The organism is Streptomyces sp. ISL-11, from assembly GCF_018614525.1.
Taxonomy (GTDB): domain Bacteria; phylum Actinomycetota; class Actinomycetes; order Streptomycetales; family Streptomycetaceae; genus Streptomyces.
Map to the genome: position 1 here is coordinate 21,298 of NZ_JAGGOL010000111.1, position 21,396 is coordinate 42,693.

Sequence of the window (21,396 nt, forward strand, 5' to 3'; positions counted from 1 at the left end):
GTACGGAGCACATGATGACCACGTCGAACGAGAAAATCGTTCAAGCACTGCGGGCCTCCCTCCAGGAGACCGAGCGGCTGCGCCGGCAGAACAAGCAACTGGCCGACGACGCCCGGGAGCCCATCGCCATCGTCGCGATGAGCTGCCGCTTCCCCGGCGGCGTACGGTCGCCCGAGGACCTGTGGCGGCTGGTGGCCGAGGGCGGTGACGCCATCTCCGGCTTCCCCGCCGACCGCGGCTGGGACCTGGAGGCGCTCTACGACCCCGACCCCGACCACGCGGGCACCTGCTACGTCCGCGAGGGCGGATTCCTCCAGGACGTCGGCGAGTTCGACGCGGGCTTCTTCGGGATCTCGCCGCGCGAGGCGCTGATGATGGACCCGCAGCAGCGGCTGCTGCTGGAGACCTCCTGGGAGGTCTTCGAGCGGGCCGGCATCGACCCGGCCTCCCTGCGCGGCAGCCGGACCGGTGTCTTCGCCGGGACCAACGGCCAGGACTACGCGCGCCTGTCCAACTCGCCGGAGGACTTCGACGGCTATCTGGGCACCGGCAACGCCGCCGCCGTCGTCTCCGGCCGCATCGCCTACACCTTCGGCCTGGAGGGCCCGGCCGTCACCGTCGACACGGCGTGCTCCTCGTCGCTGGTCGCCCTGCACCTGGCGGCGCAGGCGCTGCGCCGGGGCGAGTGCTCGCTGGCCCTGGCGACCGGTGTCACCGTCATGTCGACGCCGGGCGCGTTCATGGAGTTCAGCCGCCAGCGCGGCCTGGCCGACGACGGCCGCTGCAAGCCGTTCTCCGCGTCGGCCGACGGCACCGGCTGGAGCGAGGGCGTCGGCGTGCTGCTCGTGGAGCGGCTCTCCGACGCGCGCCGCAACGGCCACCGCGTCCTCGCGGTCCTTCGCGGCAGCGCGGTCAACCAGGACGGTGCCTCCAATGGCCTCACCGCGCCCAACGGCCAGGCGCAGCAGCGGGTGATCCGCCAGGCGCTCGCCGACGCGGGCCTCGCGGCGGCGGACGTCGACGCCGTGGAGGCGCACGGCACCGGCACCTCCCTCGGCGACCCCATCGAGGCGCAGGCGCTGCTCGCCACGTACGGGCAGGACCGCCCCGAGGACCGGCCGCTGCTCCTGGGGGCGCTGAAGTCGAACATCGGGCACACCCAGGCCGCGGCCGGGGTCGCCGGTGTGATCAAGACGGTGCTGGCGATGCGGCACGGCGTGCTGCCGCGCACCCTCCATCTGGACGAGCCGTCGCCGCACGTGGACTGGACGGCCGGTGACATCCGGCTGCTGACGGAGACCGAGGCGTGGCCGGAGTCCGGGCACCCGCGCCGGGCGGGCGTGTCCGCGTTCGGCGTCAGCGGCACCAACGCGCACGTCATCCTGGAGCAGCCCGCCGCCGAGCCCGCTGCCGAATCCGCTGCCGAGCCGGCGACCGCGCCCACCGCGCGGACCGAGGACCCGCTGCCGGTCGCGTGGCCCCTCTCGGCCCGCGACGCCGACGCCCTCACCGGCCAGGCCGAACGCCTCCTCGCCCACGTGGAGGAACACCCCGGGCACACCCCGGCGGACATCGGCCTGTCGCTGGCCACCACCCGGGCCGCGCTGCCCCACCGCGCCGCCGTGGTCGGCACCGGCCGCGACGAACTGCTGCGCGGACTGCGCGCACTGGCCTCCGGCGGGACCGGCGGAACGGTCGTACGGGGCGACGGCGCCCGCAGGAACAAGGTCGCGTTCCTCTTCTCCGGACAGGGCAGCCAGCACCCGGGCATGGGACGCGAGCTGTACGCGGCCTATCCCGCCTTCGCCAAGGCCCTCGACGAGGTGTGCGCCCACCTGGACCTCCACCTCGAGCGGCCCCTTCGCGAGGTGATGTTCGCGGACGACGCCGAGCAGCTGAACCGGACGGTCTACACCCAGCCCGCCCTGTTCGCCGTCGAGGTCGCCCTCTTCCGGCTGGTGGAGTCCCTCGGCGTGCGGCCGGACTTCCTGGCCGGGCACTCCATCGGCGAGCTGGCCGCGGCCCATGTGGCCGGTGTGCTCCCGGCGGCGGACGCGGCCACGCTCGTGACCGCCCGCGGCCGGCTGATGCAGGCGCTGCCGGCCGGTGGCGCCATGGTGGCGGTGCAGGCGTCGGAGGCCGAGGTGCTGCCGCTGCTCGCAGGCCACGAGCACGAGGCGGGCGTCGCGGCGGTCAACGGGCCCGCCTCCGTGGTCCTCTCCGGCACCGAGGCGGCGGTGACGGCCATCGCCGGGCGGCTCGCCGCCGACGGCCGCAAGACCAAGCGGCTCACGGTCTCGCACGCCTTCCACTCGCCACTCATGGAGCCGATGCTGGACGGGTTCCGGGCCGTCGCCGAGACCCTCACCTACACCGCGCCCTCGACGCCGGTCGTCTCCGCCCTCACCGGGCAGGTCGCGACGGTCGCCGAACTGTGCGACCCGGCCTACTGGGTCCGCCACGTCCGCCGGGCCGTCCGCTTCGACGACGCGCTGAGCACGCTGCGGGCCGCCGGAGCCACCGTCTGCCTGGAGATCGGCCCCGGCGGGGTGCTGACCGCCCTCGCCGACGGGGCCGGTGGGAGCGACGAGGCGGCCGACTCCCCCGCGACCCTCGCCGTCCCCGCCCTGCGCACCGACCGCCCGGAGCCGCAGGCCCTCACCACCGCCCTCGCCCAGCTGCACGTACACGGCGTCTCACCCGACTGGAACGCCCTGTACGAAGGCCGGGGCGCGCGCCGCGTCGAGCTGCCCACGTACGCCTTCCGGCGCCGCCGCCACTGGCTCGAAGGGCGGCCCGCCGCCGGGGACCTCACCGGCGTGGGGCTGCGGCCCGCGCACCACCCGCTGCTCGGCGCCGTCCTCGGGCGCGCCGACGGCGAGGGCGCACTGCTGACCGGCCGTCTGTCGCTGTCCGCCCAGCCCTGGCTGGCGCAGCACCAAGTGATGGGCGCCGTCCTGCTGCCCGGTACGGCCCTGGTCGACCTCGCCCTGCGGGCGGCCGACGAGACCGGCTGCGACCGGGTGGAGGAACTGACCCTCCGGGCGCCGCTCGTCCTGCCCGAACAGGGCGGCCTCCGCCTCCAGGTCGCCGTCGGCGGCGCCGACGACACCGGCGGCCGCACGGTCGAGATCTTCTCGCGCCCGGACGACGCCGACGACGACGCCCCGTGGACCTCCCACGCGGCGGGCTCCCTGGCCCCCGCCGGGCCGTCCGACCCCGGTGAGCAGGCGCAATGGCCGCCCGCCGGAGCGGAAGAGGTCGCCGCCGACGGCTACTACGAGCGCCTGACCGAACTCGGCTTCGGCTACGGTCCGCTCTTCCAGGGCCTGCGCGCCCTGTGGCGCCGGGACGACGAGGTGTTCGCCGAGGTGGCGCTGCCCGACGCCACGGACGTCACCGGCTTCGGTGTCCACCCGGCACTCCTGGACTCCGCACTGCACGCCGTCGGCCTCGGCGGACTCCTGCCGGACACCGGGCAGGGACGCGTCCCCTTCTCCTGGAACGGCGTGACCCTGCACGCCACCGGCGCCACCACCCTCCGCGTCCGGCTCGCCTCCACCGGCCACGACGCCGTGTCGCTCCTGGCCACCGACGCCGGCGGCCGGCCCGTCGCCTCCGTCGACTCCCTCGTCCTGCGCCCCGTGACGAGCGACCAGCTCGCCGCCGCGCGGCCCGCCGCGCACCACGACGCCCTCTACCGGCTCACCTGGCCGGCCCTCACCCTCGCCGACGCCCCTCGGGGGGCCCGCTGGGCGCTCCTCGGCGACGGCCCGGACGGCGGCCTGCTCCCCGCCCTCCGCGAAGCCGGCACGGACATCGAGGCCCGCACCGCGCTCGACACCTCCGCGGACACCCCGGACATCGTGCTCGTACGGTCCCTGCCCGGCGGCGACACCGCCGACGACGTACGCGCCGCCACCGGCCACGCCCTGGACCTCCTGCGGGCATGGCTCGCCGAGGACCGGCCGGAGGAGGCGCGGCTGGTCCTGCTCACCCGTGGCGCCGTCGCCACCGGGCCCGCCGAGACCGTCACCGACCCGGCGCAGGCCGCCCTGTGGGGCCTCGTCCGCTCGGCCCAGTCCGAGAACCCCGGCCGCGTCGTCCTGCTCGACCTCGACGGCACCACCGAGTCCGTACGGGCCCTGCCCGCCGCCCTGGCCACCGGCGAACCGCAGCTCGCCCTGCGCGCCGGCACCGCCCACACCCCACGGCTGGCCCGCCGGACCACCGGCGACGCCCTCGTACCGCCGCCCGGATCCACCGCCTGGCGCGTGACCACCAGCGGCACCGGCACCCTCGACGACCTCGCCCTCACCGACCACCCCGCTGCCACCGCGCCCCTGGCCGACGGGCAGGTACGCATCGCCGTGCGCGCCGCCGGCGTCAACTTCCGCGACGCCCTCATCGCCCTCGGCATGTACCCGGGCGCCGCGACCCTCGGCAGCGAGGCCGCCGGCATCGTCGTCGAGACCGGCCCCGGCGTCACCGCCCTCGCACCCGGCGACCGCGTCCTGGGCATGATCCCCGAGGCGTTCGGACCGCTCGCCGTCGCCGACCACCGCATGGTGGCCCGCATGCCCGAGGGCTGGACCTTCGCCCAGGCCGCCTCCGTGCCGATCGTCTTCCTCACCGCCTACTACGCCCTCGTCGACCTGGCCCGGCTGCGCCCCGGCCAGAGCCTCCTCGTCCACTCCGCCGCCGGCGGCGTCGGCATGGCCGCCACCCAGCTCGCCCGCCACCTCGGCGCCGAGGTCTACGGCACGGCGAGCCCCGGCAAATGGGAGGTGCTGCGCTCGGCCGGCATGGACGACGCCCACCTCGCCTCCTCCCGCACGCTCGACTTCGCCGAGCACTTCCGGACCTCCACCGGCGGCCGGGGTGTCGACGTCGTCCTCAACTCCCTCGCCGGCGCGTACGTCGACGCCTCCCTGAGCGTCCTCGCCAAGGGCGGCCGCTTCCTGGAGATGGGCAAGACGGACGTCCGCGACGCCGAACGCATCGCCATCGACCACCACGGCGCCGCCTACCAGGCGTTCGACACGATCGAAGCGGGCCTGGACCGGATCGGGGAGATGCTCCACGCCCTCGTCGAGCTGTTCGAGCGCGGCGTCCTGACACCGCTGCCCGTCACCACCTGGGACGTACGCCACGCCCGCGAGGCACTGCGCCACATCGGCCAGGCCCGGCACACCGGCAAGCTCGTCCTCACCGTGCCGGCCCCCCTCGACCCCCACGGCACGGTCCTCGTCACCGGCGCCACGGGCGCCCTCGGCGGCACGGTCGCCCGCCACCTGGTCACCGAGCACGGCGTCCGCCACCTCCTCCTCACCAGCCGGCGCGGCCTCGCGGCCGACGGCGCGCGGGAACTGAGCGACGAACTCACCGCCCTGGGCGCCGACGTCACCGTGACCGCCTGCGACGCCGCCGACCGGGACGCCGTCGAGAAGCTCCTGGCGGACATCCCCGCACAGCACCCGCTGACCGCCGTCGTCCACGCCGCCGGCACCCTCGACGACGCCACGGTCGCCGGCCTCACCCCCGAACGCCTCGACACCGTCCTGCGTCCCAAGGCCGACGCGGCCCTGCACCTGCACGACCTGACCCGCCACCTCGACCTCTCGGCCTTCGTCCTCTTCTCCTCCGTCGCCGCCACCCTCGGCAGCGCCGGACAGGGCAACTACGCCGCGGCCAACGCCTACCTCGACGCCCTCGCCCAGCGGCGCCGCGCCGAGGGCCTGCCCGCGACGTCCATGGCCTGGGGCCCCTGGGCCGACGGCGGAATGGCCGCCGAGCTCGACGCCGCCGACCGCGAGCGCATGGCACGCTCCGGCGTCGTCGCCTTCCGGGCGGAAGAGGGCCTCGCGCTCTTCGACGCCACCTGCCGCGGCGAGGACGCCGTCGTACTGCCCGTGCGCTTCGCCCCCGCGAGCCGCCCGGCCGCCCCGGCGAACGTACCGGCCGTCCTCCGCGGCCTGGTCAAGGCACCCGCCCGCCGCACCGCCGAAACGGCGGCGCCCGGCGGTGCCGACCACCTCGCCCGGCGCCTCGAAGGCCGCTCGCAGGCCGAACAGGACGACATCCTCCTCGACGTCGTCCGCACCCAGGTGGCGGCCGTGCTCGGCTTCGACGGCCCCCAGGACGTCGAACGCACCCGCGAGTTCAAGGCCCTCGGCTTCGACTCCCTCACCTCCGTGGAACTCCGCAACCGGCTCAACACCGCGACCGGACTCCGCCTCCCCGCGACCCTCGTCTTCGACAGCCCGACCCCCGTCGCACTGGCCGAGCGGATACGGACCGACCTCGCACCCCGGCAGGCCGCACCGGAAGTCTCGGTGTTCGGCGAGATCGACAAGCTGGAGAAGGTCCTCACCGCGATCGGCCACGACGACGACATCGTCCGGTCGCGCGTCCGCGCGCGGCTGCACGGCGTGCTCGCCAAGTTCAGCGACACCCCGCCCTCCGACGACCTGCCCGACGGCCGGCCGCGGGACACGGCGGACGACCGGCTCGAAACCGCGACCCTCGACGACATCTTCGACCTGATCGACCAGGAACTCGACGGTTCCTGAGCCGTCAACGCCTGACCCCACGGGCCCCGGGCCACGTGAATCCATACTTTTCTCTTCTTTGCTTGGCGGGTGAACGAAACATGGAGAACGAGCAGAAGCTGCTCGACTACCTCAAGCGTGTGACGGCGGATCTGAAGCAGACCCGGCGCCGACTGCACGAGGTGGAGACGAAGGACCAGGAACCCATCGCCATCGTGGCGATGAGCTGCCGCTACCCCGGGCAGGTCAGCAGCCCCGAACAGCTCTGGCAGCTCGTCGAGAACGGCGCCGACGCCGTCTCCGGCTTCCCCACCGACCGCGGCTGGGACCTCGACGGCCTCTACGACCCCGACCCCGAGAAGTCCGGCACCTGCTACACGCGGGAAGGCGGCTTCCTCCACGAGGCGGGCCGCTTCGACCCCGGCTTCTTCGGGATGTCCCCGCGCGAGGCCCTCGCCACCGACCCCCAGCAGCGCCTGCTGCTGGAGATCGCCTGGGAGACCTTCGAACGCGCCGGCCTCGACCCGCTGTCCGTCAAGGGCTCCCGCACCGGCGTCTTCGTCGGCCTCGCCTACCAGGGCTACGCCGGCGGCGGCGACGCCCTCGAAGAGCTCGAAGGCTTCCTGCTCACCGGCACGGCCCCCAGCGTCGCCTCGGGCCGCGTCTCCTACACCTTCGGCCTCGAAGGCCCGGCCGTCACGGTCGACACGGCCTGCTCCTCGTCGCTGGTGGCCCTCCACCTCGCCGTACAGGCACTGCGCGAGGGCGAATGCTCGATGGCCCTCGCCGGGGGCGCCGCCATCATGGCGAACACGGGCATGTTCACCGAGTTCAGCCGCCAGCGCGGCCTCGCGGTCGACGGCCGCTGCAAGTCCTTCGCGGCCGACGCGGACGGCACCGGCTGGGGCGAGGGCGTCGGCATGCTCCTGGTGGAGCGGCTCTCCGACGCCCAGCGCCACGGCCACCCCGTCCTCGCGGTGGTACGCGGCAGCGCCGTCAACCAGGACGGCGCCTCCAACGGCCTCACCGCCCCCAACGGCCCGGCACAGCAGCGGGTGATCCGGCAGGCGCTGGCGAGCGCCGGCCTGTCCCCGGCGGACATCGACGTCGTCGAGGCGCACGGTACGGGCACGACCCTGGGCGACCCGATCGAGGCGCAGGCGCTGCTCGCCACGTACGGGCAGGACCGGCCCGAGGACCGGCCGCTGTGGCTGGGCTCGCTGAAGTCGAACATCGGGCACACCCAGGCCGCGGCGGGCGTCGGCGGCATCATCAAGATGGTGCAGGCGCTCCAGCACGAGAAGCTGCCCAAGACCCTGCACGCGGAGCAGCCCTCCCCGCACATCGACTGGACGTCGGGCGCGGTCCGGCTGCTGACCGAGCCCGTGGAGTGGCCCGAGGGCGACCGCCCGCGCCGCGCCGCCGTCTCGTCGTTCGGTGTCAGCGGCACCAACGCCCACACCATCATCGAGCAGGCCCCCACGGCCCCCGGCGGCCCCGAAGCCGCCGAGGCGACCCGCGCCGAGAGCAGCCCCGCCGAGGACCGGGCGCCCGTGGCGTGGACGATCTCCGCCCGCAACACGGCCGCCCTTCGCGAACAGGCCGAGCGGCTGCTCTCCCACGTCCTGGGCGTGGCGGACGCCCGAGCGGTCGACGTCGCCTACTCCTTGGCGACCTCGCGGGCGGCGCTGGAGCACCGTGCGGTCGTGGTCGGTTCGGACCTCGACGAACTGACGGCCGGGCTGCGGGCGGTTGCCGAGGGTTCTTCTTCGGCCCAGGTGGTCGAGGGCGAGGCGGGGCGCGAGGGCAAGCTCGCGGTGTTGTTCTCGGGTCAGGGGAGTCAGCGGTTGGGAATGGGGCGCGAGTTGTACGCGTCGTTCCCGGCCTTCGCCGAGGCATTCGACGCCGTGTGCGCCGAGCTCGACGCGTGCGTCGGGGAGCCTCTGCGGGATGTCATCTTCGGCGAGGACGCCGGTGCGCTGAACGAGACGGGCTTTACGCAGCCCGCGTTGTTCGCGGTCGAGGTGGCTCTGTTCCGCTTGGTCGAGTCGTGGGGTGTGCGGGCGGACCATCTGGCCGGTCATTCGATCGGTGAGCTGGCGGCTGCGCATGTGGCCGGGGTTCTCTCACTGGCGGACGCGGCGGCATTGGTGGCGGCTCGTGGCCGGTTGATGCAGGCGCTGCCGCGTGGTGGTGTGATGGTGGCGGTTCAGGCGACGGAGGAAGAAGTCCTTCCGTTGCTGGCCGGTTTCGAGTCCGAGGCGGGCATCGCGGCGGTCAACGGGCCGACGTCGGTGGTCCTTTCCGGCACCGAGGACGCGGTCATGGCGGTGGTCGGCCGCCTGGAGGGTCGTAAGACCAAGCGCCTGCCGGTCTCGCATGCCTTCCACTCGCCGTTGATGGAGCCGATGCTGGCAAAGTTCCGTACGGTCGCGGAGGGGCTGTCGTTCTCCGCTCCGGCGATTCCGATCGTCTCCACCCTCACCGGCCAGTTGGTGGCGGCGGACGAGCTGTGCGACCCGGAGTACTGGGTCCGTCACGTCCGTCAGGCGGTCCGTTTCGCCGACGCGGTCACCACGCTGGCTGCGGAAGGCGCCCGCACCTTCCTGGAGATCGGCCCCGGCGGTGTCCTGACCGCCATGGCTCAGGACTCCCTGGACGAGACCGCCACCGCGATCCCGTCCCTGCGCACCGACCGCCCCGAGCCCGAGGCGGTCATCACCGCCCTCGCCCACCTCCACATCAACGACGTCCCCCTCGACTGGCACGCCGTCTTCGCCGGTCGTGACGCCCGGCGCGTCGATCTCCCCACCTACGCCTTCCAGCGCGCCCAGTACTGGCTGGAGGGCACCGACTCGGCGTCCGGCCGGGAAGCCGCCGTCGACCCCGCCGAGGCCGGGTTCTGGGAGTCGGTCGAGAGCGGGGACCTCGCGGCCTTCGCCGGGCGGATCGACGTGGCGGACGACGCGCCGCTCAGTTCTGTGCTGCCCGCGCTGTCCTCCTGGCGGCGCAAGCTCCGCGAGCAGTCGACCGTCGACGCCTGGCGCTACCAGGTCGCCTGGAAGCCGTCGGCCGCGCTCGCCGACCTCAAGGGCACGCGTCTCTCCGGTACCTGGCTGGCCGTGCTGCCCGACAGCCTCGCCGACGACGCGTGGGCGTCGGACACGCTCCGGACCCTCCGTGAGCACGGAGCCGACGTCCGGGTCGTCACCACGGACGCGGCCACCGACCGCGCCGCGCTCGCCGAACAACTGCGCACCGCGCTCACCGACGCCACCTCCGTCACCGGGGTGTTCTCCCTGCTCGCCGTCGACGAGCGGCCGTCCCCGGCCCACGGTGCGATGACCGCCGGCCTGGCCACCACCCTGGCGCTCGTCCAGGCCCTGGGCGACGCCGACGTGGACGCGCCGCTGTGGTGCGCCACCCGGGGCGCCGTCTCGATCGGCTCCTCCGACCCGATCCGCAGCCCCCACCAGGCGCAGGTCTGGGCGCTCGGCCGCGTGGCGGCCCTCGAACACCCCGGCCGCTGGGGCGGTGCCGTCGACCTGCCCGACGCGGTCGACGACCGCGCCGGCCGCCGCCTGGCCGCCGTACTGGCCGACGCCGGTGCCGAGGACCAGCTCGCGGTCCGGGGCTCGGGTGTGTTCGTACGCCGTCTGGTACGGGCGCCCCAGGCCGCCGCCAAGGCGGGCGCGGCATGGCAGCCGCGCGGAACCGTGCTGATCACCGGTGGTACGGGCGCGTTGGGCGGGCATGTGGCCCGTTGGCTGGCCGGTGCGGGTGCCGAGCATCTGGTCCTGACCAGCCGTCGCGGTCCCGCCGCGCAGGGTTCGGACGAGCTGCGTGCCGAGCTGGAGGCGCTCGGTGCCCGGGTGACGATCGCGGCCTGCGACGTCGCCGACCGCGACGCCGTGACCGCCCTCCTCGACGGACTGCCCGGCGACTGCGAACTCACCGCCGTCGTCCACGCGGCCGGCATCGGCACCCCCGGAATGCTCTCCGACACCACCCCGGAGGCGTTCGCGGAGGTGCTGTCGGCGAAGGTGGCCGGTGCGGTGCACCTGGACGAGCTGCTGGGCGACCGGCAGTTGGACGCGTTCGTCCTCTTCTCCTCGATCTCCGGCGTCTGGGGCGCGGGCGGCCAGGCGGCCTACTCCGTCGCGAACGCCTCCCTCGACGCGCTGGCCGAACGCCGCCGGGCGCGCGGCCTCGCCGCGACCGCCGTGGCCTGGGGTCCCTGGGCCGACGGCGGCATGGTCGAGGACGGGGACGCCGAGGACCGGCTCCGGCGGCGCGGACTCACCGCCCTGGCGCCCGAACTCGCGGTCTCCGCGCTGCGCGGCGTCCTGGAGCGGGACGAGACGACGGTGACCGTCGCCGACGTGGCCTGGGACCGGTTCGCGCCCGCGTTCACCCTGCTGCGGCCCAGCCCGCTCCTCGACGACCTGCCGGACGTACGCGCCGCCCTCGCGGCCGCGGCCGGCGAGGACACCGGGACCGCCGACACCGTGCCCGCCTTCGTGCGGCGGGTGACCGGCCTCTCCCCGGCCGACCAGGCCCGCGCCGTCCTCGAACTCGTACGGACCGAGGCCGCCGCCGTGCTCGGCCACAGCGGCATCGAAGCGGTCGCCTCCGAACGCGCCTTCCGCGAGCTGGGCTTCGACTCCCTCACCGCCGTCGAGCTCCGCAACCGCCTCACCAAGGCCACCGGCATCGCCCTTCCCTCCACCCTCGTCTTCGACCACCCGTCGCCCGCCGTGCTCGCCGTCCACCTGCGCACCGAGCTGACGGGCGCGCTGGCCCACGGCACGGCGACGGCGGACCCGGCCGGTGCGGGCACCCTCACCACCACCGCCTCCGACGACGAGCCGATCGCGATCGTCTCCATGAGCTGCCGGTTCCCCGGCGACGTGCGCTCGCCGGAGGAACTGTGGCGCCTGGTCGCCGAAGGCCGCGATGCCGTGTCCGGCTTCCCGACCGACCGCGGCTGGGACCTGGAGACGCTCTACGACCCCGATCCGGACAAATCCGGCACCACGTACGCCAAGGACGGCGGCTTCCTCCACGACGTCGGCGACTTCGACCCCATGTTCTTCGGGATCTCGCCGCGCGAGGCCCTCGCCATGGACCCCCAGCAGCGGCTGCTGCTGGAGATCTCCTGGGAGGCGTTCGAACGCGCCGGCCTCGACCCGACCGCCCTGCGCGGAACCCGCACCGGCGTCTTCATCGGCTCCGGCTATCAGGACTACGCGGCACGCCTGCTGAGCGTCCCCGAGGACCTGGAGGGCTACATCGGGACCGGCAGCTCCGGCAGCGTCGTCTCCGGCCGCATCGCCTATACCTTCGGCCTCGAAGGCCCCGCCATGACGGTGGACACGGCGTGCTCGTCCTCCCTCGTGGCGCTCCACCTCGCCGTGCAGGCCCTGCGGCGCGGCGAGTGCGCGATGGCCCTCGCGGGCGGCGTGACCGTCATGTCCAGCCCCAACGCGTTCATCGAGTTCAGCCGCCAGCGCGGCCTGGCGCCCGACGGCCGCTGCAAGCCCTTCGCCGGTGCCGCCGATGGCACCGGCTGGGGCGAGGGCGTCGGCCTGCTGCTCGTGGAGCGCCTCTCCGACGCCGAACGCAACGGCCACCGCGTCCTCGCCGTCGTCCGGGGCAGCGCCGTCAACCAGGACGGTGCCTCCAACGGCCTCACCGCTCCCAACGGGCCCGCGCAGCAGCGCGTCATCCGGCAGGCGCTGGAGAGCGCCGGCCTGACGCCCGCCGACGTCGACGTCGTCGAGGCGCACGGTACGGGCACCACGCTGGGTGACCCGATCGAGGCGCAGGCACTGCTCGCGACGTACGGGCAGGACCGGCCCGAGGACCGGCCGCTGTGGCTGGGCTCGCTGAAGTCGAACCTCGGGCACACCCAGGCCGCGGCGGGCGTCGGCGGCATCATCAAGATCGTGCAGGCTCTCGAACACGGGCTGCTGCCGAAGACCCTGCACGTCGACGAGCCCACCCCGCACGTCGACTGGTCCACCGGTGACGTCGAGCTCCTCACCGAGCCCGTCGCCTGGCCCGCCGACGGCCGCACCCGCCGCGCCGGCGTCTCCGCCTTCGGCGTCAGCGGCACCAACGCCCACGTGATCATCGAGCAGGCCCCGGAGACCGCGCCGGCCGAACCCGCCGAACCCGCTCCGGCAGCAGGCCGCGGCATCCCCTGGCTCCTGTCGGGCAACACCGCGCAGTCCCTGCGCCGCCAGGCCGACCGACTGCTCCTCCACATGACCGAGCACCCCGAACTCGGACTCCCGGACGTCGGCCTTTCGCTGGCCACCTCCCGCGCCGCCCTGGAGCACCGCGCGGCGGTCGTCGCCGACGACCGCGACGGTTTCCTGGACGGGCTGCGCAAACTCGTCGACGACAAGCCGTCCCCGGCGGTGGCCGCCGCCGTCGCCGCACCCGACAACAAGCTCGCCCTGCTCTTCTCCGGGCAGGGCAGCCAGCGACCGGGCATGGGAGCGGAGCTGTACGACGCGTTCCCGGCCTTCGCGGACGCCTTCGACGCCGTGTGCGCGCACCTGGACGTCCACCTCGACCGGCCCCTGCGCGAGGTCATGTTCGGCACGGACGCCGGGCCGCTGAATGAGACGGGCTTTACGCAGCCTGCGTTGTTCGCGGTCGAGGTCGCTCTGTTCCGGTTGGTGGAGTCGTGGGGTGTGCGGGCGGATGTGCTGGCCGGTCATTCGATCGGTGAGCTGGCTGCGGCGCACGTGGCGGGGGTGCTGTCTCTCGCTGATGCTGCGGCTCTCGTGGCGGCTCGTGGCCGGCTGATGCAGGCGCTGCCGCGTGGTGGTGTGATGGTGGCGGTGCAGGCGACGGAGGAGGAGATCCTTCCGTTGCTGGCCGGTTTCGAGTCCGAGGCGGGCATCGCGGCGGTCAACGGGCCCACCTCCGTGGTCCTGTCCGGCGCCGAGGACGCGGTCATGGCTGTCGTCGGCCGCCTGGAGGGCCGCAAGACCAAGCGCCTGTCGGTCTCCCACGCCTTCCACTCGCCGTTGATGGAGCCGATGCTGGCGGAGTTCCGTACGGTCGCGGAGGGGCTGTCGTTCTCCGCTCCGGCGATTCCCATCGTGTCCACCCTCACCGGCCAGTTGGTCTCGCCCGACGAGCTGTGCGACCCGGAGTACTGGGTCCGCCACGTCCGTCAGGCGGTCCGTTTCGCCGACGCGGTCACCACGCTGGCTGCGGAAGGCGCCCGTACCTTCCTGGAGATCGGCCCCGGCGGTGTCCTGACCGCCATGGCCCAGGACTCCCTGGACGAGACCGCCACCGCGATCCCGTCCCTGCGCACCGACCGCCCGGAGGACATCGCCCTCACCACCGCCCTCGCCCACCTCCACGTCAACGGCACCCCCGTCGACTGGGACGTGTTCTTCGCGGGCACCGGCGCCCGCGCCGTGGACCTGCCCACCTACGCCTTCCACCACCAGCGCTACTGGCTGGACGCGCCCGTACTGGAGGCGCGGCAGCAGTCCACCGCCGACGCCTGGCAGTACCGGGTCACCTGGCAGCGTGTGGTCGAGACCGGGCGCGCGTCGGCGAGTGGCCGGTGGCTGCTCCTGACGACAGCCGGCGCGGTGGCACACGAGACCGGCGTCGCGCTCGGTGAGGCACTGGCCGCCCGAGGCGCCCACACCACCACCCTGACCGTCGACGGGGCAGCCGACCGCGAGACCCTCGCCGCTCTCCTGCGCGAAGCTGGTGACGGTCCCCGGCCGGCCGGCGTGGTCTCCCTGCTCGCCTTGGACGACGTCGCGTCACCGCCCGGCGGCCCGGACCTTTCGCAAGGGCTCGCCCTGACCCTGGCGCTCGTCCAGGCGCTGGGTGACGCCGAGGTCGACGCACCGCTGTGGTGCGTCACGCGGGGCGCCGTCTCCACCGGGGCGTCCGACGCGCCGACCCACCCGGCCCAGGCGCAGGTCTGGGGCCTCGGCCGGGTGGCCGCGCTGGAGTACCCGCACCGTTGGGGCGGGCTCGTGGACCTGCCGGAGACGCTGGACGCGCGGGCGCTGTCCCGGCTGACCGGTGTCCTCACGGGCGGCGACGGCGAGGACCAGGTGGCCGTCCGTGACACGGGCGTGCAGGCCCGCCGTCTCGGTCACCTGACCACTTCCCGCCCGTCGGGCGAGCCGTGGCAGCCGCGCGGGACCGTCCTCGTCACCGGTGGTACGGGTGCGTTGGGCGGGCATGTGGCCCGTTGGCTGGCCGGTGCGGGTGCGGAGCATCTGGTCCTGACCAGCCGTCGCGGCCCTGCCGCGCGGGGTTCGGACGAGCTGCGTGCCGAGCTGGAGGCGCTCGGTGCCCGGGTGACGATCGCGGCCTGCGACGTCGCCGACCGCAACGCCGTGACCGCCCTTCTCGACGGGCTGTCCGGCGAGCCGGAACTCACGGCCGTCGTGCACACCGCGGGCGTGGAGACGCCCGGAATGCTCTCCGACACCACCCCGGAGGTGTTCGCGGAGGTGCTGTCGGCGAAGGTGGCCGGCGCGGTGCACCTGGACGAGCTGCTGGGCGACCGGCAGTTGGACGCGTTCGTCCTGTTCTCCTCGATCGCCGGCATCTGGGGCGGTGGCGGCCAGGCCGCGTACTCGGCGGCCAACGCCTTCCTCGACGCCCTCGCCGCCGCCCGCCGGGCGCGCGGTCTGACGGCCACGGCCGTCTCCTGGGGCCCGTGGGGTGACGGTGGCATGGCCGGCGGCGAGGGTGTCGCCGAGAGCCTGGCCCGCCGCGGCCTGCGGCTGATGCCCGCCGCGTCGGCGGTCTCCGCCCTCGCCCAGGCGCTGACGCGCGACGAGACCGCGGTGACGGTGGCCGACGTGGACTGGGAGGTGTTCGCGCCCACGTTCACCGTGAGCCGGCCCAGCCCGCTCCTCGGCGACCTGCCCGAACTGCGCGAGGCCGCGCGCCCCGCCGACGAGGGCCTCTCGGACACCGCCGCGGCCCTGCGCCGCACCCTCACGGCCGCCGAACCCGAGGACCGTACACGCACCCTCGTGGAGCTCGTACGCGCCGAGGCGGCCGCCGTGCTGGGGCACAGCGGGCCGGAACAGATCGAGCCCGACCGGGCGTTCCGCGAGCTCGGCTTCGATTCGCTGACGGCCGTCGAGCTGCGCAACCGGCTGAGCCGGGTGACCGGGGCACGGCTGCCCTCCACGCTGGTCTTCGACTACCCGACGGCCGCGGCCCTCGGCGAATGGCTGCTCGGGGAGCTGCTGGGCGCCGAGGCGAGCGCCGCGCCCGAGGCGGCGGTCACGGCCGCCGAGGACGAGCCGATCGCCATCGTGGCCATGAGCTGCCGGCTGCCCGGCGGCGTGCGCACGCCCGAGGACCTGTGGCGGCTCGTCGACGAGGGCACCGACGCCATGGGGCCCTTCCCCACCAACCGCGGCTGGGACCTGGAGGGGATGTACCACCCCGACCCCGACCACGAGGGCACGACGTACGCGCGGGAGGCCGGTTTCCTCTACGACCTGCCCGACTTCGACCCGGCGTTCTTCGGCATCTCGCCGCGCGAGGCCGTGGCCATGGACCCGCAGCAGCGACTGCTCCTGGAAACCTCCTGGGAGGCTTTCGAGCGGGCCGGCATCGACCCGACGACCGTACGGGGCAGCCGGACCGGCGTGTTCGTCGGCTCCGGCTACCAGGACTACGTACGCCGGCACCTGGAGGTGCCGGACGGCGTCGAGGGGTACCTGGGCACCGGCAACGCGGCCAGCGTCATCTCCGGCCGCATCTCCTACACGCTCGGGCTCGAAGGCCCGGCCGTGACGGTCGACACGGCCTGCTCGGCGTCGCTGGTGGCCCTGCACATGGCCGCCACCGCGCTGCGCCGGGGTGAGTGCGACATGGCGCTGGCCGGCGGTGTGACCGTCATGTCCAGCTCCGGCGCCTTCGTGGAGTTCAGCCGCCAGCGGGCGCTGTCCGCGGACGGCCGCTGCAAGGCGTTCTCCACCGACGCCAACGGCACGTCCTTCAGCGAGGGCGCGGCGCTGCTGCTCGTCGAGCGGCTCTCCGACGCCCGCCGCAACGGCCACGAGGTCCTCGCCGTCGTCCGTGGCTCCGCGATCAACCAGGACGGTGCCTCCAACGGCCTGACCGCCCCCAGCGGCCGGGCGCAGCAGCGCGTCATCCGCCAGGCCCTCGCCAACTCCGGGCTGTCGGCGGCCGACGTCGACGTCGTCGAGGCGCACGGCACGGGCACCTCGCTGGGCGACCCCATCGAGGCGAACGCGCTGCTGGCCACGTACGGGCAGGAGCGCGGCGACGACCGGCCGCTGTGGCTGGGCTCGCTCAAGTCGAACATCGGTCACACCCAGGCCGCGGCCGGCGCGGGCGGCATCATCAAGATGGTGCAGGCCCTCCGCCACCGCGTCCTGCCCAGGACCCTGCACGTGAGCGAACCCACCTCGCACGTCGACTGGTCGTCGGGCGCGGTACGGCTGCTCACCGAGCCCGTCGCCTGGGCGCCGAACGGCCGCCCCCGGCGGGCCGGTGTGTCCGGCTTCGGCGTGAGCGGCACCAACGCCCACGTCATCATCGAGGAGGCGCCCGGGGCCGAGCCGGCCACCGAGGCCGCCGCACCCCAGGAATCGCCCGTCGTCGAACCCGTGACCGTCCCCCTGGTGCTGTCCGCCCGGTCGGCCGAGGCACTGGAGGAGCAGGCGGGCCGGCTGGCCGAGCTGCTGCGGGACGGATCCGGCCCCCGGCCGCACGACGTCGCGTACTCGCTCGCCACCACCCGTACCGCCTTCGACCAGCGGGCCGTGGTCGTGGGCACCGACGCCACCGGACTCGCCGCCTCGCTCGACGCGCTCGCCTCGGGCCTCCCCGACGAGCGGACCGCCCGCGGCTCGGCCACGGCCGGCCGGCAGCCCGTCTTCGTCTTCCCCGGCCAGGGCTCGCAGTGGGCCGGCATGGCGGTGGAACTGCTCGACACCTCCCCGGTGTTCCGGCAGTGGATGGACGCCTGCGGCCGGGCGCTGGAGCCGTTCGTCGACTGGACCCTGGAGGACGTGCTGCGGGAGACCGCCGGCGCGCCCACCCTGGAGCGGGTCGACGACATCCAGCCCGTGCTGTGGGCCGTCATGGTCTCCCTCGCGGAACTGTGGCGCGCCTGCGGCGTACGGCCCGCGGCCGTCGTCGGGCACTCGCAGGGCGAGATCGCGGCGGCCTGCGTCGCCGGCGCCCTCACCCTCGACGACGCGGCCCGCCTCGTGGTGCGCCGCAGCCGGCTGCTGAGCAGGCTCTCGGGCCTGGGCGGCATGGTGTCCATGCCCGAGAGCGAGGCACAGGTCACCGAGCGGCTGACCCGGTGGGACGGGCGGCTGAGCGTCGCCGCCGTCAACGGGCCCCGTACGGTCGTGGTCGCCGGTGACCTCGACGCCCTGGAGGAACTGCTGGAGCTCTGCGAGACGGAGGGCGTGGCCGCCAAGCGACTCAAGGTGGACTGCCCCTCGCACTGCGTCCAGGTCGAGGTCATCCGTGACGAACTCGCCGAGGTGCTGGCGGAGATGAACCCCGGCGCCCCCAAGGTGCCGTTCTGCTCCACGGTGACCGGCACCCTGGTGGACACGCCGCTCGACGCCGCGTACTGGTACCGCAACCTGCGGCAGACCGTACGGTTCGAGCAGGCCACCCGGCAGCTGCTGGCCGACGGCCACCAGGTGTTCATCGAGATCAGCCCGCACCCCGTGCTGGCCTACGGCCTCCAGGAGACCCTCGAGGCCGCCGTCGGGGAGGGCGGACAGGAAGTCGTCGTGCCGACGCTGCGGCGCGGCGACGGCGGCACCCGCCGCTTCCTCACCTCGCTGGGCGAGGCATACGCCCACGGCGTGCCGGTGGACTGGCGCGCGGTGTTCGCCGGCTGGGACGTGGCGACGGTGGGGCTGCCCACCTACCCGTTCCAGCGGCAGCGGTACTGGCTCACCGCCGCCGAGGGCACGGCGGACGGCCAGGAGACCGTGACCTCGGCCGTGGACGCCGAGTTCTGGGAAGCCGTCGAGCGCGGTGACCTCGGCACGCTGGCCGGCGGGCTCGGCATGGACGAGGACACGCCCCTGCGCTCGGTGCTCCCGGCCCTGTCGGCCTGGCACCGGCGCCGCCAGGACGAGTCCCTGACCGACCGGTGGCGCTACCGCGTCACCTGGAAGCCCGTGACCGAGCCGGCCCGGCCCGCCCTGACCGGCACCTGGCTGGTGGCCGTACCGCGCGACGCGGCCGGCGACCCGGCCGTCGAAACGGTGATCGGCTCCCTCACCGCGCACGGCGCCCAGGCCGTACAGCTGGCCGTGGACGCCACCGAGGGCCGCGCGGACCTGGCCCGCCGGCTGAGCGAGGCAGGCGACGGCTTCACCGCGGTCGTCTCGCTGCTCGGGCTCGACGACCGGCCGTACCCGGACCACCCCGTGGTGCCCGGCGGCCTCGCCGCCACCCTGACCCTGGTGCAGGCACTCGGCGACGCCGCCCCGAACACCCCGCTGTGGTGCGTCACCCGCGGCGCCGTCACCACCGGCCCCGCCGACACGGCCGGCACCGGCCGGCAGGCACAGGTGTGGGCGCTGGGCCGGGTGGTGGCCCTGGAGCACCCCGCGCTGTGGGGCGGTCTCGTCGACCTGCCCGAGGGCGTGGAGCCCTCGGACGGCCGTACGGCACGCCGGCTCGCCGCCGCGCTGTCCGGCGCCACCGGCGAGGACCAGATCGCGGTCCGCGACCACGGCACGTACGCCCGTCGCCTGGCCCGGGGCGAGACCCCGGCGGAGGACGGCCGGCCCTGGGAGCCGCGCGGCACCGTCCTGGTCACCGGCGGCACCGGTTACATCGGCGGGCAGGTCGCCCGCTGGCTGGCCGGCGCCGGCGCCGAGCACCTGGTGCTCACCGGCCGCCGGGGCCCGGCCGCCGACGGCGCCGAGGAGCTGAAGGGCGAACTGGAGGCGCTCGGCGCCCGGGTGACCATCGCCGCCTGCGACATGGCGGACCGGGACGCGGTCGCCGGGCTCCTCGGCTCCCTCGCCGCCCTGCCGCCGCTGACCGCCGTGGTGCACGCCGCGGGCGTCGGCACACCGGCCATGCTCATGGACACCGACGTGGCGGAATTCGCCGACGTGCTCGGTGCGAAGGCCGCGGGCGCGGCACACCTGGACGAACTCCTGGGCGACCGGGAGCTGGACGCCTTCGTGCTGTTCTCCTCCGGAGCCGCCGCCTGGGGCAGCGGCGGGCAGTCCGCCTACGCGGCCGCCAACGCCTCGCTCGACGCCCTGGCCGAGCACCGGCGCGCCCGCGGACTCACCGCCACCTCCATCTCCTGGGGTCTGTGGGGCGGTGGTGGCATGGTCGACGCCACCGCCGAGGAGCGGCTGCGGCTGCGCGGCCTGGACGCCATGAGCCCCGAGGCGGGCGTCCTGGCGCTGCGCCGCGCGGTGGAGCGCGACGAGACGACGCTGGTCGTCGCCGACGTCGACTGGGCGCGGTTCGTGCCCGGGTTCACCGTGGCCCGCACCAGCCCCCTCATCGGCGACCTCCCCGAGGTCGTCCGCTTCCTCGCCGAGCAGGAGGGCGAGACCGCGGAGGGCGCCGGCAGCGAACCGCCGCTGGTCCGGCGGCTGGCCGGGCTGGAACCGGCCGAACACGGTGCGGCGATCGTGGAGTTCGTACGGGCGGAGGCCGCCGCCGTCCTCGGCCACGCCTCCAAGGACGCGGTCCTGGACCGGCAGGTCTTCCTGGAGCTGGGCTTCGACTCGCTCACCGCGGTCGAGCTCGGCAAGCGCCTCGGCCGGGCCACCGGCCTGCGGCTGCCGAGCACCCTGGTCTTCGACCACCCCACGCCGGCCGAGGTCGGCGAGCGGCTGCGGGGCATGCTCGCGGAGGGCCGCCGCACCGAGGCGGCGCCCGGGACGGGCCAGGACGCGGCACCGGCGGAGCCGGAGGACATCATCGTCACCCTCTACCAGGAAGCCGGCCGGCAGGGCAGGCTCGCCGAGGGGATCGAGATGGTCCAGAGTGCCTCACGTCTGCGACCGGTCTTCGACACGGCCGGCGCGGCCGGCCACCGGATCACCCCGGTCCGCCTGGCCGCGGGCACCGCGGACCCGCACTTGGTCTGCTTCGGCCCGTACATGGCGCCCTCGGGCGTCCATCAGTACGCCCGGTTCGCCGCCGGCTTCTCCGGCCGGCGCAGCATCTGGGCGATGCCCGAGCCCGGTTTCGCCCCCGGCGAGGCGCTCCCGGCCGACGTCGACGCGCTCGTCCAGGTGCACACCGAGGCCATCGAGCGGAGCGTGGGCGACGAGCCGGTCGTGCTCGTCGGGTACTCCTCCGGCGGCTGGGTCGCGCACGCCGTGGCCTGCCGGCTCCAGCGACTGGGCCGCCCGGTGCGGGGCATCGCGATGCTCGACAGCTTCACCCGCCGCGAGAACATGGCCGACCGCTTCCAGTCGGCGGTGGCCCAGGAGTCGTCCGAGCGCTTCGAGTTCATCTCCGCGCCCGGCACCCAGCTGACGGCGATGGGCGGTTACCTGCGCGTCTTCGACGGCTGGGAGGCTCCCGAGGTCTCCGCGCCGACCCTCGTCGTCCGCGCCGCGGAGTGGATGGCCGACGGCACGGCCGGTCCCGACGACCGCCCGGCCCCGCCGGAGCACGCCTCGACCGTCACCGAAGTGCCCGGCAACCACTACACGATGATGGAGCGGTACGCGGACTCCGCCGCGGCCGCCGTCGACGAGTGGCTCATTAAGCTGCGCACCGAGGGGGAGTGAGCACGGTGTGAAACGGGTGTGCGGTGGGCTCCCACGGGGGCCCACCG

General features: G+C 74.7%; 2 protein-coding genes. Both read left to right on the plus strand.

What is annotated here, in order from left to right; all coding sequences use genetic code 11:
* Positions 1-14: 14 nt before the first annotated feature.
* The gene (locus tag J7E86_RS22140; RefSeq protein WP_215083485.1) at positions 15-6,572 is read left to right on the plus strand and encodes a type I polyketide synthase; all 6,558 of its coding nucleotides are present in this window, start codon (positions 15-17) and stop codon (positions 6,570-6,572) included.
* A gap of 119 nt (positions 6,573-6,691) precedes the next feature.
* Entirely contained in the window at positions 6,692-21,349 is a 14,658-nt protein-coding gene (locus J7E86_RS22145; protein WP_374223841.1) for a type I polyketide synthase, read from the plus strand.
* Positions 21,350-21,396: the final 47 nt, after the last annotated feature.